General features: G+C 55.6%; 12 protein-coding genes. All 12 read left to right on the top strand.

The genetic code is table 11. The features are described 5' to 3' along the window. Nucleotides 1-303: 303 nt before the first annotated feature. The 12 genes from OIL88_07645 (at nucleotide 304) to rfbA (ending at nucleotide 25,941) form a co-directional block, all read left to right on the top strand. Nucleotides 304-999 carry an AAA family ATPase gene (locus OIL88_07645; GenBank protein ID HJI72232.1) on the top strand — a complete coding sequence of 232 codons (696 nt, stop codon included), beginning with the start codon at nucleotides 304-306 and terminating at the stop codon, nucleotides 997-999. After that, nucleotides 996-1,454, top strand: a complete 459-nt coding sequence (locus OIL88_07640) for an AAA family ATPase (protein ID HJI72231.1) — start codon at nucleotides 996-998, stop codon at nucleotides 1,452-1,454. Before OIL88_07645 ends, OIL88_07640 begins: the two co-directional genes overlap by 4 nt. A gap of 37 nt (nucleotides 1,455-1,491) precedes the next feature. Further along, nucleotides 1,492-4,602, top strand: a complete 3,111-nt coding sequence (locus OIL88_07635) for a hypothetical protein (protein ID HJI72230.1) — start codon at nucleotides 1,492-1,494, stop codon at nucleotides 4,600-4,602. Between the two features lie 87 nt (nucleotides 4,603-4,689). Continuing rightward, a complete protein-coding gene (locus OIL88_07630) occupies nucleotides 4,690-7,851 on the top strand; it encodes a C39 family peptidase (GenBank protein ID HJI72229.1) in 3,162 nt (1,053 codons plus the stop codon). Between the two features lie 30 nt (nucleotides 7,852-7,881). Further along, the gene (locus tag OIL88_07625; protein ID HJI72228.1) at nucleotides 7,882-10,998 is read left to right on the top strand and encodes an NlpC/P60 family protein; all 3,117 of its coding nucleotides are present in this window, start codon (nucleotides 7,882-7,884) and stop codon (nucleotides 10,996-10,998) included. A 519-nt stretch (nucleotides 10,999-11,517) separates the two neighbouring features. Continuing rightward, entirely contained in the window at nucleotides 11,518-14,481 is a 2,964-nt protein-coding gene (locus tag OIL88_07620) for a GH25 family lysozyme (protein HJI72227.1), read from the top strand. 177 nt (nucleotides 14,482-14,658) lie between these two features. Continuing rightward, nucleotides 14,659-17,694 carry a L,D-transpeptidase family protein gene (locus OIL88_07615; GenBank protein HJI72226.1) on the top strand — a complete coding sequence of 1,012 codons (3,036 nt, stop codon included), beginning with the start codon at nucleotides 14,659-14,661 and terminating at the stop codon, nucleotides 17,692-17,694. 185 nt (nucleotides 17,695-17,879) lie between these two features. Then, nucleotides 17,880-21,044 carry a hypothetical protein gene (locus OIL88_07610; GenBank protein ID HJI72225.1) on the top strand — a complete coding sequence of 1,055 codons (3,165 nt, stop codon included), beginning with the start codon at nucleotides 17,880-17,882 and terminating at the stop codon, nucleotides 21,042-21,044. Between the two features lie 142 nt (nucleotides 21,045-21,186). Next, a complete protein-coding gene (locus OIL88_07605) occupies nucleotides 21,187-22,812 on the top strand; it encodes a glycosyltransferase family 39 protein (GenBank protein HJI72224.1) in 1,626 nt (541 codons plus the stop codon). 424 nt (nucleotides 22,813-23,236) lie between these two features. Beyond that, nucleotides 23,237-24,217, top strand: a complete 981-nt coding sequence (locus OIL88_07600; GenBank protein ID HJI72223.1) for a glycosyltransferase family 2 protein — start codon at nucleotides 23,237-23,239, stop codon at nucleotides 24,215-24,217. Then, complete coding sequence (locus OIL88_07595) at nucleotides 24,210-25,025, top strand: glycosyltransferase (protein HJI72222.1); 816 nt, start codon at nucleotides 24,210-24,212, stop codon at nucleotides 25,023-25,025. The genes OIL88_07600 and OIL88_07595 overlap by 8 nt, the downstream gene beginning before the upstream one ends. A 16-nt stretch (nucleotides 25,026-25,041) precedes the next feature. After that, nucleotides 25,042-25,941, top strand: a complete 900-nt coding sequence (rfbA, locus tag OIL88_07590) for a glucose-1-phosphate thymidylyltransferase RfbA (protein ID HJI72221.1) — start codon at nucleotides 25,042-25,044, stop codon at nucleotides 25,939-25,941. Nucleotides 25,942-25,959: the final 18 nt, after the last annotated feature.

The raw sequence follows: 25,959 nt of genomic DNA, 5'->3' as shown, positions 1-25,959 counted from the left end.
GAATTATACCTAATTGCGTTTGCAACGGTTTTAGTTGCGTTTGGGTGGAGGCAACGGTAAGGGCCGCTAATCAATGCATGATGATTTTCGGAAGAGCTCAAACGGCTGTGTTGCGGCTTAGCGGGATATTCGTCCAACTCGATTTGATTTCATCGGAATAGAGTTCTTTAAGTAAGGTAGTAAACGTATCGGTTTTCCTGTTGATATACAATTTGAGGAGACTGTTGTGTGGTTTTAATAATACTTTTTGATTAACAAGCTCGAAGCCTGCAACATTCGCAAGCTTGAATCATCTCAGCTAATCTGGAACGTCAACTTACGGTTCTGATCGGCAATAATGGCGTGGGAAAAAGCTCTCTTATTGATGTCGTAAGCATTGCTCTTGGCACTTTATTTCAAAAGATTGAGAATGCAAAAGCGTCTGATATTACGCCTGACGATGCCCGCGGTGCCGTTATTAAGCAAGGAGATATGTTTGACGTTCAGTTGCGGTTTTCGGTGACGATAGGTGCTGACGGAATTGTTTTTGGCGAGAACGAGCACTGGTCGCGTTCGCTTAATGCTGCCAAGGGCCGCACGCCTATTGCTGATGCTGCGGCTGTAGTGGATGCCAGCGCTCGGCTGCAAAAACTTGTCGGCAGTGGCGAGACGGTTGTCCTTCCCACTCTTGCTCGTTATGGGACCGATCGATTGTGGACGCGGACTGAACATAAAGACCAATCGTTGCCCAACAGTACGCGTGGGTACGAAGGCGCTCTACAGGCATCTTCGAACGATGCACGTATGAATGCATTGTTTAAATCTCAATCCATTTGGGAGTGGCAGAATAGGCGTGGCCGCCACTGTTCTCTGCGGTTAAAAAGGCACTGGCCTCATGTTTTGATGCCGCTTCTTCTACTGTGGACGCGATGGTTGATTTTGATGCCGAACTCGGCCAGCTGGTGTTTACATGTAGCACTGCCGATGGTAGTTACCATCGCGATAGGGATCATTCAATGAGCGACGGACATCGTGGCACGTTAAGCCTTTTTACGGACATCGCATATCGTATAGCGATATTGAACCCCGCACTAGGCGATCGTGTGCTCGAGACGCCGGGCGTGGTAATGATTGACGAGATTGATCTTCATTTGCACCCTCGTTGGCAGGTACGAATTCTGGAGGACCTCGTTTGCATCTTCCCCAACGTGCAGTTTATTGTGACCACGCATTCGCCGGTTGTCGTGGCATCAGTGCCTCGTGGCAATATTCGCATTCTTGACGGCGAGGCCACGTCGGTTCCTGCGACGGAGACGCACGGACGTGATGCGGGAGATATTCTCAACGCTGTTTTAGATGCTTCCTCGCGCCCCGAGAAGGCGGTTCGGTTGTTCGATGCGTTTAACTGTGCCGTAGACGAAGGACGTCACGCCGACGCTAACTGTGCTGGCTTGGCTCGCGTCCCCCCAATCTAGTAGACTCTAAACCGTTGCTAGATTAGGGGGATTTTCCATGAAACGCTCCATGAAACGAGTTTCCGGGGCCGCCGCCGTCCTCGCGGTCGCGGCCGCCCTGGCCCTGTGCGGGCCCGCGGCCTACGCCGCCCCCGCCGCGGCGGGGGACACGCAGCCGCTCCCCGGCGAGGCGCAGCCCGCCGGCGGGGAGTCCGGCGCCCAGGATGAGGCCGCCCAGGACGAAACCGCCCAGGCCGACGGGGGCCATGCGGAGGCCGCGCAGTCCGATGGGGCCGCGGCCGTCTCGCTCTCTTATTCCGCCCACGTCTCCAATATCGGCTGGATGGGCGCCGTCGCCGGCGGCGGGGTCGCCGGCACGACCGGCAGGGGGCTCCCCCTCGAGGCGCTGCGCCTCGTCCTGTCCGACGCCTCGACCGGCGAGCCCCTCGGCGCCGACGCCGTGTCCGTCGAGGCCCACGTCTCCAACGTCGGCTGGCAGCCCGCCGTCGGCAACGGCGGCACCGCCGGCACGACCGGCCAGTCCCGCGCCGTCGAGGCCCTGAGGGTCAGGCTGTCCGGGGAGCTGTCGGCCCGCTACACCGTCTGGTACCGCGTCCACTCCGCCGAGTTCGGCTGGCTGGGCTGGGCGTGCGACGGCGCCGACGCCGGCTCGGCGGGCTACGGCCGCGCCGTCCAGGCCGTCCAGGTCGCGGTCCTGCCCAAGGGCGACCCCGCCCCGGGCGACACCTCCACGCCTTTCGTCGACAGGTCCTCCGAGCCCCCCTCGGTCTCCTACCGCGCCCACGTCGCCGGCATCGGCTGGCAGGGCGCCGTCTCGGACGGCGCCGTGGCCGGCACCACCGGGCAGGGCCGCGCCCTCGAGGCCCTCTCGGGCTCCGTCTCCTGGTACGGGCACGGATCCTCCTCCCTCGAGGTGAGGGCCCACGTCTCGAACGTCGGCTGGCAGGGCTGGACCTCGGGGACCGCCGGCACCACCGGGCGCTCCCTGGCGGTCGAGGCGCTCCAGTTCAGGCTCTCCGGCGAGGCCGCCTCGTCCTACGACGTCTGGTACCGCGTTCACTGCTCCGACTACGGCTGGCTCGGCTGGGCCAAGGGCGGCGCGTCCGCGGGCACGGTCGGCCTGTCGAAGGCCGTCCAGGCCGTCCAGGTCGTGCTCGTCCCCAAGGGCGGCGCCGCGCCGGGGCCGGCCGGCGGGGCCTTCCGCGGCGCCGGCGAGCGCCTGTCCGGGTCGTCCCTCTCCGTCTCCGGCTCGCCGGCGGGCTCGTCGTTCTCGGGCGGGGTCCTGACGCTCGGCTCCGAGAGGGGGCCCGTGCTGGGCTCCGTCGCCGCGACCGTCGACAACCTCGAGTCCGACGGGTCGGTCTGCTACCGCGGCCTGCTGCTGGGCTCCGGCTGGCAGGGGGAGGCCAGCTCCGACGGGGCGCAGCTCGGCGCCTCGGGCGGCGGGCTCCAGCTCAAGGCCGTCCGCTTCGAGCTGTCCGGCGGCCTCGCGGAGCGCTACGACGTCTGGTACCGCTCCTGTGACTCCGCGCGCGGCTGGCTCGGCTGGGCGAGCGCCGGCGAGCCCTCCGGCGTCGAGTCCGGCGCGTCGGGCCTCACCGCCGTCCAGGTCGCCCTCGTCGCGAAGGGCTCCGGCGCCCCCGGCCCGGCCGAGGGGGCCTACGTCTCCGGCGCCGCCTCCGGCCCGTCGCTCGTCCTGCAGGGCCATGTCGCCGAGCGCGGCTGGCTGCCCGCGGTGGGCGGCGGCGAGGACGTCGGCACGACCGGCAGGGGCCTCGCGCTCCAGGCCGTGCGCGCCTCCCTCGAGGGGGCGGGCGAGGGGAGCTCCGTCTCCGTCGCGGCCCACGTGGCCGGCATCGGCTGGCAGGACGCCGCCTCCGCCCCCTCCTACGCCGGCACGGTGGGGCAGGGCCGCGCCGTGCAGGCCGTGAGGGTGTCCCTCTCCGGCCCCGTCTCCGAGCGCTACGACGTCTGGTACCGCGTCCACGCGGCCGGCTACGGCTGGCTCGGCTGGGCCAAGGACGGCGAGGCCGCGGGCACCGAGGGGCTCGGCGTCCAGGCAGAGGCCCTCCAGGCCGTCCTCGTCGAGAAGGGCGGCGACGCCCCCTCGACGGGCGACCCCGCCGAGCTCTCCGTCCCCTCGCTCAGCCTCAGGGCCCACGTCTCCGGCGTCGGCTGGCAGCCCGCCGTCGGCAACGGCGGCACCGCCGGCACGACCGGCCAGTCCCGCGCCGTCGAGGCGATCGCCGCCGAGGTCTCCTCGCCGGTCTCCGGCGGCCTGTCCTACAGCGCCCACGTCTCCGGCGTCGGCTGGCAGGACGAGGTCTCGGGCGGCGCCGTGGCGGGCACCACCGGCCAGGGCAGGGCGGTCGAGTGCGTGAAGATGCGCCTGACCGGCGACCTCTCCGAGTACTACGACGTGTGGTACCGCGCCTACGTGCAGGACTACGGCTGGCTCGGCTGGGCCAGCGACGGGGCCCGCGCCGGCACGACCGGCATCGGCTACCGCGTAGAGGCGCTCCAGGTCCGCGTCCTCGCGAAGGGCTCGGCGGCCCCGGGCCCGACGGACGGCGCGTACAGGGATGTAGCCGACGAGAAGGTGATTGGCGTTCCGCGGATTAGGCTCGTTACTTGGCTTACCCAGCATCAATATGACGGTTACTACCTCGGGACTCCATATTCCACTGGATTCTCTATTCCTACTTGCACCTATCCCAACGGGGAGAGACGCTGGGATGGATATTCTGGTATGAACTGCACTGGCTTTGTCGCTCATGCGTGGTCGAAGTGCGGCGGTAATCTCGCGGCAGTTGCTGCAAATAACAGCCATTCGCCTTGGGCCGGAGGCCCCGGTGGAGGTGGTTATATCAACGCGTGGCGTTTTTACGGCTATGCGATCGATTCCGGTTCAAAGGTTTATGAGTTCAACAAAGTGCAGGATCTACTGAATAGTGGGTTGGCAAGAAAGGGCGATGTCATTTTCTTCAAGACTGCTCCTAACGTCGATTGTCATATCGGATTTTTCTGGGGTGACAATCCTCGGGACAATAAGATGTGGCACTCTTCGTCGCCCGCTAATCAGATCTCGTCCATTTATAACTATTCGAACCCGGCTGAAATTAACCAGCACGTTTGTCTGATTAAATAGCTGCTGGTTAAATAGCCTCTTCGGCTTGGCTCCCGTCCCCCCAATCTAGTAGACTTGGAAACCGTTGCTAGATTAGGGGGATTTTCCATGAGACGCTCCACGAAACGAATTTCCGGTGCCGCCGCCGCGCTGGCGGTCGCGGCCGCCCTGGCCCTGTGCGGGCCCGCGGCCTACGCCGCCCCCGCCGCCCCGGGCGACGCGCAGGCCCCGGCCGCCGGGGCCCAGCCCGCCGACGGGGGCCCCGGCGCCCAGGCCGACGCCGCCCAGCCCGCGCAGGCCGACGCCTCCCAGCCCGAGGCCTCGCAGGCCGACGGCGCCCAGGCGGAGCCCGCCCGGTCCGAGGCGGCCGCGCCCGTCTCGCTCTCATACTCGGCCCACGTCTCCAATATCGGCTGGATGGGCGCCGTCGCCGGCGGCGGGGTCGCCGGCACGACCGGCAGGGGGCTCCCCCTCGAGGCGCTGCGCCTCGTCCTGTCCGACGCCTCGACCGGCGAGCCCCTCGGCGCCGACGCCGTGTCCGTCGAGGCCCACGTCTCCAACGTCGGCTGGCAGCCCGCCGTCGGCAACGGCGGCACCGCCGGCACGACCGGCCAGTCCCGCGCCGTCGAGGCCCTGAGGGTCAGGCTGTCCGGGGAGCTGTCGGCCCGCTACACCGTCTGGTACCGCGTCCACTCCGCCGAGTTCGGCTGGCTGGGCTGGGCGTGCGACGGCGCCGACGCCGGCTCGGCGGGCTACGGCCGCGCCGTCCAGGCCGTCCAGGTCGCGGTCCTGCCCAAGGGCGACCCCGCCCCGGGCGACACCTCCACGCCTTTCGTCGACAGGTCCTCCGAGCCCCCCTCGGTCTCCTACCGCGCCCACGTCGCCGGCATCGGCTGGCAGGGCGCCGTCTCGGACGGCGCCGTGGCCGGCACCACCGGGCAGGGCCGCGCCCTCGAGGCCCTCTCGGGCTCCGTCTCCTGGTACGGGCACGGATCCTCCTCCCTCGAGGTGAGGGCCCACGTCTCGAACGTCGGCTGGCAGGGCTGGACCTCGGGGACCGCCGGCACCACCGGGCGCTCCCTGGCGGTCGAGGCGCTCCAGTTCAGGCTCTCCGGCGAGGCCGCCTCGTCCTACGACGTCTGGTACCGCGTTCACTGCTCCGACTACGGCTGGCTCGGCTGGGCCAAGGGCGGCGCGTCCGCGGGCACGGTCGGCCTGTCGAAGGCCGTCCAGGCCGTCCAGGTCGTGCTCGTCCCCAAGGGCGGCGCCGCGCCGGGGCCGGCCGGCGGGGCCTTCCGCGGCGCCGGCGAGCGCCTGTCCGGGTCGTCCCTCTCCGTCTCCGGCTCGCCGGCGGGCTCGTCGTTCTCGGGCGGGGTCCTGACGCTCGGCTCCGAGAGGGGGCCCGTGCTGGGCTCCGTCGCCGCGACCGTCGACAACCTCGAGTCCGACGGGTCGGTCTGCTACCGCGGCCTGCTGCTGGGCTCCGGCTGGCAGGGGGAGGCCAGCTCCGACGGGGCGCAGCTCGGCGCCTCGGGCGGCGGGCTCCAGCTCAAGGCCGTCCGCTTCGAGCTGTCCGGCGGCCTCGCGGAGCGCTACGACGTCTGGTACCGCTCCTGTGACTCCGCGCGCGGCTGGCTCGGCTGGGCGAGCGCCGGCGAGCCCTCCGGCGTCGAGTCCGGCGCGTCGGGCCTCACCGCCGTCCAGGTCGCCCTCGTCGCGAAGGGCTCCGGCGCCCCCGGCCCGGCCGAGGGGGCCTACGTCTCCGGCGCCGCCTCCGGCCCGTCGCTCGTCCTGCAGGGCCATGTCGCCGAGCGCGGCTGGCTGCCCGCGGTGGGCGGCGGCGAGGACGTCGGCACGACCGGCAGGGGCCTCGCGCTCCAGGCCGTGCGCGCCTCCCTCGAGGGGGCGGGCGAGGGGAGCTCCGTCTCCGTCGCGGCCCACGTGGCCGGCATCGGCTGGCAGGACGCCGCCTCCGCCCCCTCCTACGCCGGCACGGTGGGGCAGGGCCGCGCCGTGCAGGCCGTGAGGGTGTCCCTCTCCGGCCCCGTCTCCGAGCGCTACGACGTCTGGTACCGCGTCCACGCGGCCGGCTACGGCTGGCTCGGCTGGGCCAAGGACGGCGAGGCCGCGGGCACCGAGGGGCTCGGCGTCCAGGCAGAGGCCCTCCAGGCCGTCCTCGTCGAGAAGGGCGGCGACGCCCCCTCGACGGGCGACCCCGCCGAGCTCTCCGTCCCCTCGCTCAGCCTCAGGGCCCACGTCTCCGGCGTCGGCTGGCAGCCCGCCGTCGGCAACGGCGGCACCGCCGGCACGACCGGCCAGTCCCGCGCCGTCGAGGCGATCGCCGCCGAGGTCTCCTCGCCGGTCTCCGGCGGCCTGTCCTACAGCGCCCACGTCTCCGGCGTCGGCTGGCAGGACGAGGTCTCGGGCGGCGCCGTGGCGGGCACCACCGGCCAGGGCAGGGCGGTCGAGTGCGTGAAGATGCGCCTGACCGGCGACCTCTCCGAGTACTACGACGTGTGGTACCGCGCCTACGTGCAGGACTACGGCTGGCTCGGCTGGGCCAGCGACGGGGCCCGCGCCGGCACGACCGGCATCGGCTACCGCGTAGAGGCGCTCCAGGTCCGCGTCCTCGCGAAGGGCTCGGCGGCCCCGGGCCCGACGGACGGCGCGTACAGGGACCGCCCGCTGCATCCGAATTCGGTTGTTCTCAACGTCCCTTGTACAATGCAGAACCCCGAGCTTCCGACTGGCTGCGAGTCCGTTGCATTGACCAATGCGCTTAACTATTACGGATTTGGTTTGGGTAAAACCGTCATTGCAGACGCGTATATGCCTAAGAGCAGTTGGGATTTTGTTACGGCGTTTTGGGGCAATCCTCATAGCGCTTCGAATGGGAACTGCATATCTGCTCCCGGACTGACCAATACCGCTAATTCTTTCTTGATTAGTAGTGGCAGTAGTTTGCGAGCCTACGATGTGACCGGTACTGGTTTCTATGACCTTTATTCGTACTTGGAAGCTGGACATCCCGTTATTATTTGGTCAACGATAGGTATGCAAAACCTGGGAAGTTGCTATGCGACCCAGGCTTACGGCGGAAGGGTTTATCGAACCTATACCAACTCTCACACCGTTGTCTTAAGAGGCTTTAATCGCTCCCTAGGTACCGTTTACATTGCCGATTCACTCGCTGGCTATGTCTCTAACTCAGCTCAGCGCATTGCTTCGCTATACTCGCAACGAGGAGCTCAGGCGGTCGTCATAAAATAAGCGCCGTCGAAGTCGAAGGAAGGTGGAATCGTGAAGCGTCTCTTAGATGTGTCCGTTTCTATACTTGTGGTTGTTGCGCTGTTCATGAGTCAATCATGGGCCGTGACTGCTGCATATGCCGATTATTCAATTGACGGATCTGATGATTCAAGCAGCTTTCATCTTGAAGGCTCTTCTTCCAATCAAGTTGAGCCGATCTCTGAGGGGCAAGAATCGGATGCTGGCTCCGTAGATTGCGAGCCTCAAGACGCGCAGCAGGTTTTATCGGGGGAGACTAACGAAGCCGCTGCCGCTGACTCTGCCTCTAGCGATCAGCTCACCGTCAAAAACGTTAGTGTTTCTGCCCATGTGCAGAATATTGGCTGGATGGATCCGGTTGGTTCGGGCAAGGTTGCCGGAACGACGGGTAGGGGCTTGAATCTTGAGGCGCTGAAAATCTCACTTGAAGTGGATGGAGCCACCTCTCAAGAACAGATTGCAAACGCCGTGTCCGTCGAGGCCCACGTCTCCAACGTCGGCTGGCAGCCCGCCGTCGGCAACGGCGGCACCGCCGGCACGACCGGCCAGTCCCGCGCCGTCGAGGCCCTGAGGGTCAGGCTGTCCGGGGAGCTGTCGGCCCGCTACACCGTCTGGTACCGCGTCCACTCCGCCGAGTTCGGCTGGCTGGGCTGGGCGTGCGACGGCGCCGACGCCGGCTCGGCGGGCTACGGCCGCGCCGTCCAGGCCGTCCAGGTCGCGGTCCTGCCCAAGGGCGACCCCGCCCCGGGCGACACCACCTGTCCTTTTAAGAGCCGTAGCGATGAACCTGCCTCAATCACTGTTCGCTCACATACGTCGAATATTGGGTGGATGTCGCCCGTAGGTGGCGGATCTGTTGCCGGGACAACTGGTAGGGGCCTTCCCATGGAGGCTCTTGAGGCTCAGCTTGGCTGGTATGGTCACTCGGGCTCCATTGAGCTTCGTGGCCATGTTTCTAATGTTGGCTGGCAGCAGTGGTCTGAGGGGCGCTGTGGAACGACTGGTAAGTCCCAGCGTCTCGAAGCCGTCCAGATTCGTCTAACCGGTGAGGCAGCTGAAAAATATGATATTTGGTACTGTGCTCATGTCTCGGGTATAGGCTGGCTTGATTGGGCTTGCAATGGAGCTGCCGCTGGTTCTGCCGGTAAAGGCAGGGCTATCGAAGCGGTTAAGGTAATCCTTGTGGAGAAAGGCGGAGCAGCTCCCGGCTCTTCGGACAAGGTTTTTATCGGCGATCCAGATGCTGTTACGGTTTCCGGATCGGCCGTTTCTGGGGAGGGTCTTGGCTCCTCTTCTGGTCAAAAGGCCACGATCGGGGGCAAGGGCGCTAAACTGCTGAGCTCTATTGCCTTAAGCGTTGCTGGCCAGACTGATGACGGATCAATTTCCTATGCCGTTATGGATGCATATTCAGGCTGGGGTGCTTCTGTATCGGATGGCGGTGCTGCCAAGGCGGTATCCGGTGCACCCATAAAAGCGATAAAAATGTCGCTGAGCGGCCAGCTCGCTGCCAATTATGACATCTGGTATCGAGTATACGATTCCGGTAATGGCTGGACGGGCTGGACGTCAAATGGTCAGGCATGTGGCGTCTCTGGTGGTTCTTCCGGTTTGTGCGGTATCGATGTTGTACTTGTAGGTAAGGGTCAGTCTTCGCCTGGCTCCACTGCCAATGCATTTATCGAGGCGTCCGGAATCGGTCTTATTTCTCAAGCGCACGTTGCTTCTGCAGGCTGGTTGGCTCCCGTTGGCAATGGCGAAACTGCAGGTCAGACAGGTATGTCTCGTTCTCTGCAGGCGTTGTATGTTTCGACGCAGGGTATTGATGCCTCCGTCGAAGTGTCGGCACACGTTGCGAATATCGGTTGGCAACCATACGTCTCGGGTGCTTCCTACGCTGGCACTGTTGGCAAGGGTCTCGCAATTCAGGCGGTTAAATTAAGGCTATCTGGCAAAGACGCTTCAAAATACGATATTTACTACCGTGTTCATGCGGCGGATTATGGCTGGCTTGGTTGGGCTAAAAATGACGCCGCAGCTGGCACCGTTGGGTTGTCTAAGCAGGCCGAGGCAATTCAAATTAAGTTGGTTGCCAAGGGTTCGTCCGACGCTCCCGTTCAAGATCATGCTGCGTTGATCCAGCTTCCCGGTCTATCTGCTAAGGCAAATTGCTCCGGTCTTGGCTGGCAAGCATCTGTTGGCAATGGCGGTGTTGCTGGAACGGTTGGGCAGAACCGTGCCATGGAGGCAATGCAACTGTCCCTTTCTGATAGTTCCATGAGTGGCGGCATTTCGTATTCTGCCCATGTATCCAATATCGGTTGGCAGTCTGCTGTTGCGGACGGGGCTACATCGGGAACTGTTGGCCAAGGGCAGCAAATCCAGGCCGTTAAGATTAACTTGACTGGCGACGTTTCGAATTACTTTGATGTTTGGTATCGCGTCCATGTGTCAAATTACGGATGGCTTGGCTGGACCAAAAATGGATCACCGGCGGGCACCACAAAGCTTGCCATTCCTGTTCAGGCTTTACAGGTAAAGATTGTCCCCAGGGGCGCTTCCGCACCAGGCTCTATGTCTGATTCGTATTTTGAGACCTATCGTTATATGGGGTATCAGACCCCGGGATCTTATCCAAAGGTTAGTTGCAATAGCGTGCAGCTTCCTTCGTATTGCACCGGTTACTTCACGTATGTCACGCCTTCTCGAATTCCTTACAATGCTTCGCGACTGGATTGCATCAACGCATTCGTCCAGCGTGCTCGTGAATATATCGGAACGCGTTATATCGAGCCTTGGTCTTCTTGGCCGGGGGATGCGGTTGATTGCTCAGGTTTGGTACTGCAATGTCTGTATGCGACAGGCATGGATATGGGTTGGTATAACCCCTATAACCATCGTTGGTTGCCCGAGCAGACATACAATTCCATGAACTGGTATCGCAACAACACGTTTATGCCAGTTAGCACCTCTGCTATGCAGAGGGGAGATGTGGTCTACTACCAGGGCCATATTGGAATCTATATCGGAAACGGTCGAATTATCGATTCGTGGCCGGGGATCGGTGTGACCGAGCGTTCGGTCAATGCTCCAGGTCGTGTAATCGGTGCCGCTAGGCCTTTCGCATAGAGTCTGTTGAGGCGCTCCGTTGTAGGAGCGCCTCTTTTTGACTGTATGCTTAACGTTGCTTTTCTAAGCTTTAAATGCCCGTATGGAAGTGCGGTAATATAGCAGCTATTCGGTCTTTACATGTGGTCAATGTCTCGGGGGATATACATGAAACGTCTCAAAGCGTCTGCGGCTTTGGTTTGTACGCTATTGATGGGCTGGTCGCAAATCATTCAGCCTTACAGCGCGTATGCGCTGTCAGTCCAGGCCGCCGCTGCCTCGCAGTCGGTCTCGCAAACATCGATCGAGTACGAATCTCAAGGTGCAAGTTCTCAGGGAGCGCAGGACGATGCCTCGGGTTCTCAGGGTGTAACCGAATGGTATGGTGACGATGCAAATGCTGCTCGTCCTGATGGGAATGCAGACTCTGATTCAGGCGAACAGCCTGGAATTGGCGTTGAAGAATCTGGTGTTGACGAGTCAAACGGTGAAGCTCCAACCGATGATTCCACTGAGATGAATTCCTGCGAAGCGGACTCTTTGGAACCGAACTCTTGGCGTTTCGAAAACGGCGTGCTTATCGATTCGGACAATGGCGACATCGATGCGCAGTCTTTAACTGACGATCCTTTGCCCAATGGCGCTGTTGCACGCGGCATCGACGTCAGCAATCATCAAGGAACTGTTGATTGGAATAAGGTTAAGGCCGCGGGGATTGATTTTGCCATTCTCAAGGTCGGTCCGGTTTACGGAAAACCTGACGGTTCTTTTGAAAGAAACGCTGTTGAATGTGAACGTCTCGGCATTCCTTATGGCGTGTATTACTACTCCTATGCCCGTTCTGTAGAGGATGCAAATAAAGAGGCCGACAGGACACTTGCTTGGCTCGGTGGCCATCATCCGTCGCTTCCCGTTTATTATGACCTTGAGGACAGCTATATCTTGCAAGATCCGGATTTCAGCAAGGATAAGCTTACTCAGATTGCGCAGGCTTTTTGCAACCGTATGGAGGCCGTTGGCTTTAAGTCGGGTATCTATGCGAACCTTAACTGGCTTAACAACTACCTGAATTCTCCGTCGTTGAGCGGTTATGACCATTGGGTCGCTCAATATAATTGGCGTTGCGATTATGCTGGCAGCTACAGTTTCTGGCAGTATTCAAGCAGTGGCAATGTCCCGGGCGTTAACGGACGCTGTGACATGAACTACTGCTTCAACGGTTCTCTTCTGAACGTAGATGACAGCAAGATGCATATTCAGTATGAGGCGCATGTCTCGAATATTGGATGGATGAGCAGCAAGCGCGATGGATCTACGGCTGGCACAACGGGGCAGTCTAAATCAGTGGAGGATCTTAAGGTCAGCATCTTGAATCCTGTTGAAGACGGCTCTGTGCAAATTAACGCCAATGTAAGTGGCATCGGCTGGCAGGGCTGGGACACCCCCTCGGCCTCCGAGGGCGGCACCACCGGCCAGGGCCGCGCCGTCGAGGCCGTGCGCCTGAGGCTCACGGGCTCCCTCGCCAAGGACTACGACGTCTACTACCGCGTGCACGCCTCCAACATCGGCTGGATGGCCTGGGCCAAGGACGGCGAGGAGGCCGGCACCACCGGCTTCGGCAGGAGCGTCGAGGCCGTCCAGATCAGGCTCGTCAAGAAGGGCGACGCCGCCCCCTCGTCCGACGGGGCCAACGTCGACTACGCCTTCAAGAAGAAGCCCATGTCCCTGACCTACCGCGCCCACGTCTCCAACGTTGGCTGGCAGGGCGCCGTGTCCGACGGGGCGACCGCCGGCACCACCGGCCGCGGCCTCGCCCTCGAGGACCTCAAGCTCTCGCTCGACAGCTCCGATTACTCAGACGGCTCGTCCGTCCAGATCGACGCCCACGTCTCGGGCATCGGCTGGCAGGGCTGGGACACCCCCTCGGCCTCCGAGGGCGGCACCACCGGCCAGGGCCGCGCCGTCGAGGCCGTGCGCCTGAGGCTCACGGGCTCCCTCGCCAAGGACTACGACGTCTACTACCGCGTGCACGCCTCCAACATCGGCTGGATGGCCTGGGCCAAGGACGGCGAGGAGGCCGGCACCACCGGCTTCGGCAGGAGCGTCGAGGCCGTCCAGATCAGGCTCGTCAAGAAGGGCGACGCCGCCCCCTCGTCCGACGGGGCCAACGTCGACTACGCCTTCAAGAAGAAGCCCATGTCCCTGACCTACCGCGCCCACGTCTCCAACGTTGGCTGGCAGGGCGCCGTGTCCGACGGGGCGACCGCCGGCACCACCGGCCGCGGCCTCGCCCTCGAGGACCTCAAGCTCTCGCTCGACAGCTCCGATTACTCAGACGGCTCGTCCGTCCAGATCGACGCCCACGTCTCGGGCATCGGCTGGCAGGGCTGGGACACCCCCTCGGCCTCCGAGGGCGGCACCACCGGCCAGGGCCGCGCCGTCGAGGCCGTGCGCCTGAGGCTCACGGGCTCCCTCGCCAAGGACTACGACGTCTACTACCGCGTGCACGCCTCCAACATCGGCTGGATGGCCTGGGCCAAGGACGGCGAGGAGGCCGGCACCACCGGTATGTCGTGCTCTCTCGAGGCTGTTCAGATTAAGCTCATTAAGAAGGGTGCTTCCCATCCTGATACATCGGGATATTCCCATCTTGAAATACCTTCGGTGACATATTCCTCTCAGGTGAAAGGCGCTTGGCAGAATTCTGTCTCGGCCGGAGAGGTGTCCGGTACAACTGGTCAGGGAATTTCCATCACCGGGTTTTCGGCTAAAACTACTTCATCTGTTGCCGGCGGGATTAAATATCAACTGCATCTTTCGAATGTTGGCTGGACTTCTGGCAAGACAAACGGGGAGCAGCTTTCGTCTACTGCTGAAACTAATTCGGTTGAGGCTATTAAAATTTCTCTTTCTGGTGACTTGGCAACCTATTTTGATGTTTGGTATAGGGTCCATGTTGATAATGTCGGTTGGCTTGGTTGGACTAAAAATGGTGCCGTTGCCGGTAGCACTGGCTATGGGATGCATGTCCAAGCTGTCCAAGTTCGACTTACAAGGAAGGGCGCCAATGCCCCCGGGAGCACCGTTTCGCCGTGTTTGCTTGGGCAGCCTTCTGCATTTGCAAATCCCATGCAGAAGAAGATTGTAGATTTTGCCCGACAGGTACCGTCTCCTGGCCCGGGATTGTGCTCCGAGTGGATTGCAGATATCTACGAGCGTGCCGGATTTAGGAACGTCCATACAGATGCCTGCGATTACTACTGGGATTATTGTAAATTCACCGACTATTCTCAGCTGAAAGTCGGAATGGTCATTGCCGTTCCTTCGCATACGCATACCCGCATGGGCAGCATTTACGGTCACGTTTGTCTCTATATTGGCAATAACCAGGTTATGGATAATGTCGGTCAGATCAGGACGCTCGATATGGCGTACTGGTTGGATTATTATTCCACCTCATATAAGCCAAAGTGGGGTTGGTATGACAACGTGCCGCTTGCATAGCTGATCGAAAGTCATGTTTTCGCACGGGTTTTAGCAGTTACTCTGGTTAAAACGAACGGGCCGTTTTGCAACGGTCCGTTCGTTTCTATTTAAGTGCCATTCACGTTTTCGTTATTTAAGCAATTGCCGAAACGATAAATAATGATGCTAAAGATGGTCGATTGATGGGGGAGTCGAATGAAAAAGACGCAACGACTGCTAGCAACGGCAATGACGCCATTACTGATTCTTCAGTGTCTTCTGACGCCCCTTTCTGTCTGGGCTGATTCTTTACCGGTACAGCCGAAATCTACTGATTATTCCGTTAATGCCGCCGGCAGCTCAGAAGACGAGGACTTCGTCTTAAATGACGAACAACAGGGGGCTGAAGTCGAGCAGTCGACTGTGCCAGACAATGATTCACCCTCATCCGTTTCTAGCGAGTCTGCTTCCAATGCGACTGATTCGCCGAAACCCGAAAATGATGTATCCGCTGTCTTTGGCTCTGTTTCATACCAGACTCATGTACAGGATATTGGCTGGCAAACTCCCGTTTCAAATGGAATGACGGCTGGTACAACAGGTCGTGCTAAGCGCGTCGAAGCCCTAAAGATCAATCTGCTTTCACAAGATGGCACCCCTTTGGGGAGTGACAGCATTTCGGTCCAATCTCATATTTCCGGGATCGGCTGGGAGTCTCAGCCGGTGGGTAACGGGCAGACATCTGGAACAGTTGGACAGTCGCGAGCCATCGAGGCGATCAAGCTATCTTTGTCGGGCGGTCTTTCTGAATCGTATGACATTTGGTATCGCGTTCATTCTGCAAATGTTGGTTGGCTTGGCTGGGCCTCGAATGGTGAGCCTGCTGGAACACAGGGCTATGCTTATCAGGTCGAAGCTATTCAGATAAAGGTGCTTCCAAAAAATGCTCAAGATGCGCCAGCGCGAGGCGATGCCTTTAGGGACCATTCCCAGGAACCGCCTACCGTTTCCTATCGATCTCATGTCTCCAATGTTGGATGGATGGGTGTTGTCGCGAACGGAAAGACATCGGGGGTCATTGACTCAACAAATGCAATTGAGGGACTGTCGCTTAGTGTTAATTGGTATGGCCACGGAGGCTCTATTTCCTCTCGCGCGCACGTCTCTGGCATTGGTTGGCAAAGCTGGTCTTCAGGTACTGTTGGCACGACCGGGCAGTCTCGGTCCATTGAGGCCGTTCAGTTTAAGCTGAATGACGAGATATCTGCAACTTACGACATTTGGTACCGTGTGTATGCTCCCAAATTGGGCGGATGGCTGGGCTGGACGTCCAATGGGTCTCCTGCGGGCTCGGTGGGGAAAGGTGCTGCCATTCAGGGTATTCAGGTTTTGTTGGTTGAAAAGGGCGGCTCTGCTCCCGGCGATACGTTGAACCATTTCATTGGAGCTACGGATGTTCTGAGTGGCAGTTCGTATAGCCTTAATGGCAATAGCTTGGGCACTGTGCAGGGTAAAACGATTTTAATGGGTTCTGAGAGTGGCTCTGAACCTTTGACCTCGCTTTCTATCTCGTTTGATAATCAAGAGACTTCAGGTTCAATCGGTTATTCAGGCTGCTATGAATTTAATGGATGGAGCGGCGTTGTTTCTGACGGTGCTGCGCTTACCTCTAAAAACGATGGGCGTGTTTTAAAGGCTGTGAGATTGACTCTTACTGGTGATTTGTCTAATGCCTATGACGTTTGGTATCGGTGTTTTGACTCCAAAAAAGGATGGCTTGGTTGGGCGTGTAATGGCGCGGATGCGGGAGCAACGATACCGGGTTCATTTCTTAAGGCTGTCGAAGTAAAGATTATCGGTAAAGGCAGTGGCGCGCCCGGAGTAACGGACGGAGCGTTTGTTTCCGATACTTCCGCCGATTGCACTCATGTTGTTTATCAGGCCCATTCCGCTAATCGTGGGTGGTCTCCATCTGTTTTAGATGGGCAGGATGCCGGCACAACGGGAAAATCGCTTTCGCTTCAAGCTCTGAATGTGTCGCTGGCCGGTGTGGATGATGGCTCTCTTATTGAGGCACGAGCCCATGTTGCCAATATTGGTTGGCAGGAATGGCGGTCTGCCGGTTATGTTGGGACCGTTGGACAAGGGTTGGCCATTCAGGCTCTTGAACTGCGCATAAATGGTCCCCTGGCGAATCAGTATGACATTTTCTATCGAGTTCATTCGGCTGGTTATGGTTGGTTGGGTTGGGCCAAAAACGGCGATTCCGCTGGAACTACCGGGTTAAATATCCAGATAGAGGCTGTCCAAATAAAGCTTGTAGTGAAGGGCGGAAATCCTGGTGCATCGTCTGCGCCCGCATTTATCTCGGCTCCAGCTCTAACGCTCCAGGCGCATGTCGCCACGCTCGGTTGGATGAATCCCGTTGGCAACGGTGGTGTTGCTGGCACAACTGGTAGATCGCTTGCTATTGAGGCACTGAAGTCGAATGTCTCAAGTAGTGTATCGGGCGGTATTGAGTACTCCGCCCATGTGCAGGATGTGGGCTGGCAAGGCTGGACTTCTAATGGGAATGTCGCTGGCACAGTTGGCTGTGCAAAGCGTATCGAGGCTCTAAAGATTAGGTTAACCGGTGATTTATCGAACTACTTTGATGTTTGGTATCGAGCATATTGCCAAGACTTTGGGTGGCTCGACTGGACCTCAAATGGGCAGCCTGCGGGTACGTCTAGGATAGGCTGCAGAGTCGAGTCTGTTCAAGTGAAAATTGTTCCCAAGGGCGCTGGTGCTCCCGGCTCTACTGCGCGTCCGTTTACTGACCAGCCTTTGTTGCCGGCAGATATGATGACTATGCTTAATCGGGCTAATAGATATTCGAGCAATACAAGCTGGCTCATTATGGTTGACAGGCAAGCATGCCGCCTTGGAGTTTTTCGTGGCCAGCGCGGGTCGTGGAGTTACGCTCAATACTGGACTTGCTCTACCGGCGCCCCTAGTACTCCAACGCCTACGGGTGAGTATACCGTCACCGGCAAGGGCTACTCGTTTGGACATGGGTATACCTGCTACTACTACACGCAGTTTTATGGGGACTACCTGTTCCATTCAATACCGTACTACCAGGGAACTTTTAAACCCATGGACAGCCGAATGGGAATGCATATTTCACAAGGCTGCGTGCGTTTGCCCATCGATCGCGCTAAATGGATTTGGGATAACGTGCCCCTTGCTACCAAGGTGGTAATCTACTAGCTATTCCCGTAAGCGGCGAGTGCTTGTTATAGGGCCTTTTCTTGTTGCCGTAGTCTTGGCAACAAAAAAGGGCCCTTGCCGTTGGACAAGGCTCCTTTTTCTTCGTTCACCTAATTGGTGGCATTAATGAAGCTAACTCCCGATAGTATGGTTATTGAAGACTGTCTATCTAGGAGGCGATTCTTTTGAAAAGGCAATTTAGAGCATTTATTGTTCTGATTTCCTGCTTCATGTCGATGCTGCTTTTGAGCCCTTTGGCTTGTTGGGCAGATCAAAATGTTGGATCCAACGAATATGAATCCGTCCCAGAGACCCAATCCGACCCCTCGGATCAAACTGCTGCTGTAGCCGATGAAACGGCGCCTTCGATTGATGTTGCCATGGAGCCCAAAGAGGCGGTCCCGGATGTCAACTATAAATCTCACATTTCAGGCATTGGCTGGGAGCCGACGTTTACATCGAATGGCTCGATCTCTGGCACAACAGGCCAGTCTCGTAGGCTTGAGGCGCTCAGGGTTTCCCTCCCTAATTCAGAGGACCTTGGTATCGAATACCGCTCTCATGTTCAAAATGAAGGCTGGCAGGATTGGGTTTCTAATGGAGCTGTCTCCGGCACGACGGGAAAGGGCCTTCAGATTGAAGCCGTCGAGCTCAAGCTGACGGGTGACAGGGCAGCTTCTTATGACCTGTATTATCGCGTTCATGCTTCTAATTTCGGCTGGCTTGGATGGACCTCAAATGGGTCGACTGCGGGAACCTCCGGTTGGTCTTATGCCGTTGAAGCAATACAGATCGTCATTGTAAAGAAGGGTGATGCGGCGCCCGGCGATACCGCTGGCGCCTATGTCCCGTATGTCTTTAATTGCTCTCTTTCTCAGGTTGGGGAGACGACTAAAGTAACCCTAAATATTCCGCAGATCGAGGATATAAAACGACTCGGTATCGCCGATTCAATAAAGTTGTCTGGCTCCATGTCGTATGGAGGGAAGGTTACCCGTTCTGTTTCCAGCACGATTGCACTCGGAGATCTGGGCTCTAGCTCCAGTGAAATTGAATTTAGCGATTATGGTCCGTTTGACGTTACGTTGCAGTATTTGAAGAACGGAAATATTGTTCATGAGGATCATCAGTCAATTGGTATTTCTGCGAGCGAGTACAACCTTGCCCCTTTGAGTGCTTCTTTCCCCGTTGTTCTCTATTCGCTATCTTTCTGGGATATCAGCACCTCTTCTGCTGGAACGACCATTCCGTCAATTGTGATGCTCGATCGTCCAAGTGCCTATAACTGGAACTCGCTTCCATCCGGGATGTATGGTCTTCCGTACCTGACTCATGAGGAGAATGCTTCTAGTTCGAGCTATCAGGCGTTCGCGGATTATGTCGCTGCTCTCTACAAGATCAACCCAAAGGCAAAGTTCAATCTGTATATCAATGACATCACTTGCTCGTTGATCCATAGGATGATTTACGCCAATAAGATTCCCGCTGGTCAATACTCCATTCGGCTGTTGTCCGATGGATCTGCCACATATGTCTTTACCAACGAGGCCTTCGACGTTAAGGATCCGGATTCTAAGCAAGCGGAGCTGATTGCTTTATGGAACGCTGCCAAGAATAAGGAATACGAAACCGGTGAGGTTTCAAAGTCGTATAGCGATTATCACGATCACTGGGATTCTATGTATGCCGTGCTGAGTATTGAGCCTGGCACTCAGTGGTGGATGACTCGAACGAATCTGTTTACGAGTGGTGACGATAATGCCTTTGCTAACAAGATCGCATCCGATCCTAATGTTAAGAAGGTGAATGTTTCGAGCATGCTTACGAGCTTGCAGAATAGGGGAGAGGATACAGTCCAAGCGTTTAAGGCCCTGTACAACTTTAACGATGGTTATTTTGATGCAGCGACTCAACAGGGCAAAAAGGTGATGATGCTGCTTGGAACGTACGTTTCTTACGAGCAGAATTTTGACGACTATGCCAATTTGACCGAAGTTATCTATGGCGATGACTATTTGTATTATTACAAGGGGCATCCAAACACGCCGACGGGTATGTACCCCCAAAAGCAGGAACAGCTTGACCGTCTTGGCATTACCGATGTCGATTCTTCCGTTGCTGCAGAGCTGATCCTCTTCTTTAATCCGGAGATCGGCCTGTCTGGTTATGGGTCTAGTACGTATAACTCGGCCAGTGCCGATGCTGCTGGTGGACTTTGGAATTCCACGAAGGCCGAGGCCTTGAAGCCTGGTGCCGTCATCGATTATTCGATTATGGATTGGTTTGCTTCTCCGGTTACCGAAGACACGGATGCTGCAATCAGGTCCCTTTGCAAACAGGGTGACTCTTGTTATCTCGTAGAGTTTTCGGATTCCATACTTGCTTCGGCAAATTACGACTTTGCTATCTATTCGCACAATAGCGGTGCTTTGACTTATTTCAAGAAGGGCGAGTCGGGCTACGATGTTGTTAAGGTGTCACGAGGGTCTCTTGACGTCTTGGCAACTTCGCATGTTTCGAATGACGGCTGGCAATCGGCCTCCAAGGGTGGAAATGCTTCCGGTACCGTTGGTCAGTCAAAAGCTGTCGAGGCCATTACTCTTAACCTGCAGAATGCTCCCTACGATGGTGGCTTGGAGTACAGGACGCATGTTTCCGATTACGGTTGGCAAGATTATGCGAAAGAGGGGGAAGTCTCCGGTACTACGGGGCAGAGCAAGTCCGTCCAGGCTATTCAGATTCGCCTGACTGGCGAGATGGCAAATCGCTATGACGTTTACTACCGAGCCCATGTTCAGGATAAGGGATGGCTCGGCTGGGCCTGCAATGACCAAGTTGCCGGAACGACCGGTTTTGGTTTGAGGCTCGAGGCATATCAGGTCGTTTTAGTTGAAAAGGGCTCGCCCGCTCCTGGGGATACAAGTCAACCTTCTATTCAGAGGTCGTTTTCAATCAAGGCGCATGTCTCAAACCTTGGCTGGCAGCAGCCGGTTTACGAAGGCACGACCGCTGGTACAACTGGTCGTAATTTAGCTGTTGAGGCGTTGAAGATCAGCAGACCCGATCTTGGGTATTCAGGCAACATCGAATATCGAGCTCACGTTCAGAATATCGGCTGGCAAAAGTGGGTCAAGAACGGCAAAGTTGCTGGCACTACGGGAAAGTCTCTTGCTGTTGAGGCCGTTGAAATAAAACTGACGGGAGATCTCGTCAAGTATTATGACGTCGTCTATAGAGCTCATGTGCAAAACAAGGGTTGGCTCGATTGGGTTAAGTCGGGCGAGTGCGCCGGTACAACTGGAGAGGCCCTACATATGGAAGCGATTGAGGTTAAGTTGGTTGATAAATAGTAAGTGATGCAAGTCTATCATCTATTCGCTATTGCAGTAATTCAGTGGTTTAGTCCTACTGTATGAGTTTAATCTTGAAGGAGTTTATGATTTTTCGTAAACTCCTTTAGTTTAGCTACCAATTAATTATAGGGACTCGTTTATGAATTCATGTGCAAAACGATGCAAGTCTTATGGCGTTTTATTTGCTGTAATGTTTGTGGCTGCGTTATTAGTCGCAATTTATTATTGCAATTTGAAAACAGGGTTTCATGTTGACGAGCTGTGGACTTTCGGCCTCTCGAATAGTTTTTATTTTCCATGTATTTTTTGGGAAAACAATATGAATGCCAACTGGATGGATCCTACGTTCATTCAGTCTTATTTGACAGTTGATACAGGGCATGTGTTTCGGTTTGATTCGGTTTTATATAATCTGAGTAATGACGCACATCCTCCTCTCTATTTTTTCATTATTCATACCGTTTGCTCACTGTTTCCGAATGAATTTAGCAAATGGTTTGGCTTGGTTCCTAATCTATGTTTCTATTCACTCAGTTTGGTATTTTTATTTAAGCTTTCTTACAAAGTGTTTCAGAGTAAGCCAGTCGCTCTAATTTTAATGGCACTATGGGCTTTCTGTCCCATAGCGTTAAATCTAGTGACCTACATTCGAATGTATCTGTTATTGGTGACACTTGCCCTAGCATTTCTTGATGCGTTATTCGATTTGTTTAATGCTTCCTTCGCCAATCGATCGGTTTATTTCCGCCTATTTGTTATTTCTTTATTGGGGTTTTTAACTCACTTCTATTTCTATATTTATCTCTTTTTTGTTTCCTGTTTTTTTACTATTTATTTTTGGGCAAGAAAAGGGTGGATGTTCTCCTTTAAATATGGAGCCACGATTGTCTTATCGGTTTGTCTGTCATTTATCATATTTCCTCCAGCATTAAGCAACATGTTTGGGAATCACTATGTCGAATCGGCCTCATCACAATCAGGGGTAATGGTATTACTTAGACGAATTTGGCAATTTCTAGGGTCGTCGTCCGTTGATTTGTTCTTCGGATCAAGGCTTCTTTTGATTGCCTGCTTCTGTTTGTCAATTGCCCTTTGTTTCTACTTGCTATGGAATAAAAAAATTAATCGTGAGCATCCTGAGTCGATTTATATAGTTTTATTATTTAATTCATCCCTTGTTTTTTACGTCACAGCTTGCTATGTATCTCCTTTTACTTCGTCAAGATACATATGCCTGGCATATCCAGGATTACTGTTATTCGGATTTGGAATGATCTTGTATCTATTTAGATATTTGCAAATTCGCTATAGAAAAAATACTGATTTTAATTTTCAGGGCAGTATTTTAGTTTCTGTAGTATTTGTTTTCGCAATTATTGTTGCAGATTCTGTTTTCTTTTCTTCCAATGCTTTGTATTTATATCCGAAATCTGCTGACAATGAAGCCGCAGTAGAGAAGTACGCGGGTTCAACGGGGCTCTTTGTCTCTTATGATTATTATCAGCTTACTGCGAAGCTATTAGAAGTTGCCAAATTGTCTCGCATTCATGCACTGATTCCTGATCAGAAAGCAATTAGCAGTTTTTGCGATAGAAATAATATTGATTCTGATGATCTGGTTGTTTACATGAATAATCACGACTGCGAAGAAGAGGTTCTTTCTCAACTGAAAGATGAACTAGGATATAGTGGTTTTAAAAAACTGCCCGGATATACTCAAATCGATGATGGAACGTCTTGTTTTGTATATGTCCTTTATAGATAACAGTGGGAAAAGGGTCTTTAGTGAAACGAGATTCGGTGATTCAATTTCTGAAGTTTTCGATTGTTGGACTTTCAAATACAATCGTTTCTTACTTAGTCTACGCGGCACTCCTTTTTATTGGAGTGAACTATATTGTCGCCAATATAGTTTCATATTTTGCTGGTGTCATCAATTCCTTCTATTGGAACAATAAATTTGTTTTTGATAATGAGAGATCAGATTTGAGTTCACTTATTTCAAGTTTTTCCAAGCTGCTTGCTTCGAGTGCTTTTACTGGATTGATTATCAACAACATCCTTTTGTACTTTTGGGTTAGTGTGCTTGGAATTTCTTCTATTCTTGGTCCACTGCTTAACTTGTTTGTAACTTATCCTCTTAATTATATTTTAAGTAAGTATTGGGCATTTAAGTGATAGGTGCTTGCATGACAAAGATGGACATATTGCCGATTCTCTATCTCGTGGTTCCTTGTTACAACGAGGAGAGTGTTTTGCGGGAAACCTCTAAAAGGCTTTTGGAGAAGTTTTCCACTTTAGTAAAATTGTCTCAAATTAATGCGAACAGTAAGGTTTTGTTTGTTGACGATGGGTCATCCGATAAGACTTGGGAGATCATCGAATGTCTTCATCAATCTAATTCCTTATTCTGTGGACTTAAGCTCTCTAGGAATTGTGGCCATCAGAAGGCTTTACTTTCTGGGTTGCATAAGGCAGCTGAGTTTGCTGATTTAATAGCATCGATGGATGCGGATTTACAAGATGATATCAATGCGCTTGATGAAATGGTTTCAAGAGCTCGCGAAGGCTATGAAGTTGTATATGGTGTACGAAATGATCGTTCTAGCGATTCCTTTCTAAAACGTTTTACCGCACAATCTTTTTATCGCTTACAGTCTTCGTTGGGCGTCGATGCTGTTTATAACCATGCTGACTATAGATTGATGTCCAAGCGTGCTGTTCTTGCATTGTCTCAATTCCGTGAGGTTAATCTATTCCTTCGTGGTTTGGTTCCTTTAGTTGGCTTCAAATCTTGCTGCGTGTATTATTCGCGAGGGAAACGGTTTGCCGGCGAATCTAAATACACGCTCGGTAAAATGTTGTCATTTGCTTTTGAGGGTATAACGTCTTTTAGTACTAAACCGATTAGGATAATTACTCTCACCGGTTTAATCATTTCTATTTTTAGTTTATTTGCACTTGTATATCTTTTAATTGGTCATTTTATTGGCGATGTACAAGTTGGCTGGACAAGCATTATTATGTCAATTTGGTGTCTTGGCGGACTTCAACTTTTGGCTTTGGGTGTCATCGGCGAGTACGTTGGAAAGACTTATATGGAGACGAAGCATCGTCCTCGCTATTTTATTGAGGAATTTTTGTCCGATAAGGAGGACAAGGATGCCTAAAGTTAGTGTGTTGATGCCATGTTTTAATGGTGCTAAGTACATTTTGAAGGCAATTGATTCGGTATTAAGCCAGTCTTTCAGCGATTTCGAATTATTAATTTTCGATGATCAGTCAACTGATGGAACATTTGAGATTGTTTCCAAGCTAATGGATTCTCGAATTAAGGTATTTAGAAACGCCAGTAATCTCGGTCTTGTTGGAAACTGGAATAATGCCATTGAGAAATCTTCTGGCGAGTATATTCATTTCCTCTTCCAGGATGATATTTTGTTACCCGGGGCTCTTGAGTCTGAGGTTGCAGCACTGGATGCTAATCCAAAGTGCTCCCTCTGCTTCAGCGCTTCATGTGTTATTGACTCGAATGGTGTCATTACAATGAAGAGGAGACCTTTTAAGCGGGATATGGTTTTAGACGGCTCTAATTTTGCCCGCAAGACATTTCGAACTCATAATATCTATGGAGAGCCTTCTAATGTTATGTTTCGTAGAGATTGCTGGCAAAAGGTTGGACCCTTTAATGATTCTTTGTGTTACTCCCCTGATTGGGAGTATTGGATTCGTCTATCACTGAATGGTGATGTCTGCTATCTAGACTCAATTTATTCCTATTTTAGAGTGTGCAACGAATCTACTACGAACTCACTTTTTAAGGATAAAAAAGAGCAATTGAAACGCGATGAGTTTGATTTTGTGCGCGCAATTTGTTCACTCGATGGTATCAATATATCGTCGGTTGATTTAACCGCTCGTAAATTGTCGCTCTCAATCAGGAACATTGCTAAACGGATTTATTTTTCCGTTCACTGACTTTGGAAGTGATTGAATGAAAGGCATCATCCTCGCAGGCGGGTCCGGCACGCGCCTGTACCCGCTCACGCTCGTGACCTCCAAGCAGCTGCTGCCGGTCTACGACAAGCCCATGATCTACTACCCGCTGTCCACCCTCATGCTGGCGGGAATCCGGGACATCCTGGTCATCTCCACGCCGACGGACCTGCCCAACTTCGAGCGCCTGCTCGGGGACGGCTCGCGCTACGGCGTGAACCTCTCCTACGCCGAGCAGCCGAGCCCCGACGGCCTCGCGCAGGCGTTCACCATCGGCGAGGACTTCATCGCCGGGGAGCCGTGCGCCCTGGTGCTCGGCGACAACATCTTCTACGGCAACGGCCTGTCGCGCCACCTGACGCGAGCCGTGCAGAACGCCGAGTCGGGCCGCGCCACGGTCTTCGGCTACCACGTGGACGACCCCGAGCGCTTCGGCGTCGTGGAGTTCGACCGCGAGGGGAGGGCCGTCTCCATCGAGGAGAAGCCCGCCGAGCCCAAGAGCTCCTACGCCGTCACCGGCCTGTACTTCTACCCGGGCGACGTGGCCGCCAAGGCGCACGAGGTGAGGCCCTCGGCCCGCGGCGAGCTGGAGATCACCGACCTCAACCGGATGTACCTGGAGGAGGGGACGCTGTCCGTCGTGACCCTCGGCCGCGGCTACGCCTGGCTGGACACCGGCACCATGGAGAGCCTGCACGAGGCCGCCGAGTTCGTCCGCGCCGTGGAGCACTCCCAGGACCTGCCCGTGTCCGTCCCCGAGGAGATCGCCTGGGAGAACGGCTGGATCACCACCGAGGGGCTCAAGCAGGCCGCCGAGGCCTACGGCAAGTCGGTCTACGGCCAGCACCTGAAGAAGGTCGCCGCCGGCGAGATCGTCAACAGCCCGCGCGAGTACTAGGAACAAGGAGATTCGAAC

This window comes from Coriobacteriaceae bacterium, assembly GCA_025992855.1.
Lineage (GTDB): Bacteria > Actinomycetota > Coriobacteriia > Coriobacteriales > Coriobacteriaceae > Collinsella.
The sequence above is the reverse complement of the archived record's forward strand: the minus strand, read 5'-3'. Positions and strand labels throughout refer to the sequence as shown.

What these genes read in the sequence shown, in the direction of transcription:
- OIL88_07640 (HJI72231.1), top strand. Translation starts at nt 996, where the DNA reads ATGAGCGACGGACATCGTGGCACGTTAAGCCTTTTTACGGACATCGCA.
- OIL88_07605 (HJI72224.1), top strand. Translation starts at nt 21,187, where the DNA reads ATGAATTCATGTGCAAAACGATGCAAGTCTTATGGCGTTTTATTTGCT.
- OIL88_07630 (HJI72229.1), top strand. Translation starts at nt 4,690, where the DNA reads ATGAGACGCTCCACGAAACGAATTTCCGGTGCCGCCGCCGCGCTGGCG.
- rfbA (HJI72221.1), top strand. Translation starts at nt 25,042, where the DNA reads ATGAAAGGCATCATCCTCGCAGGCGGGTCCGGCACGCGCCTGTACCCG.
- OIL88_07615 (HJI72226.1), top strand. Translation starts at nt 14,659, where the DNA reads ATGAAAAAGACGCAACGACTGCTAGCAACGGCAATGACGCCATTACTG.
- OIL88_07635 (HJI72230.1), top strand. Translation starts at nt 1,492, where the DNA reads ATGAAACGCTCCATGAAACGAGTTTCCGGGGCCGCCGCCGTCCTCGCG.
- OIL88_07600 (HJI72223.1), top strand. Translation starts at nt 23,237, where the DNA reads ATGACAAAGATGGACATATTGCCGATTCTCTATCTCGTGGTTCCTTGT.
- OIL88_07595 (HJI72222.1), top strand. Translation starts at nt 24,210, where the DNA reads ATGCCTAAAGTTAGTGTGTTGATGCCATGTTTTAATGGTGCTAAGTAC.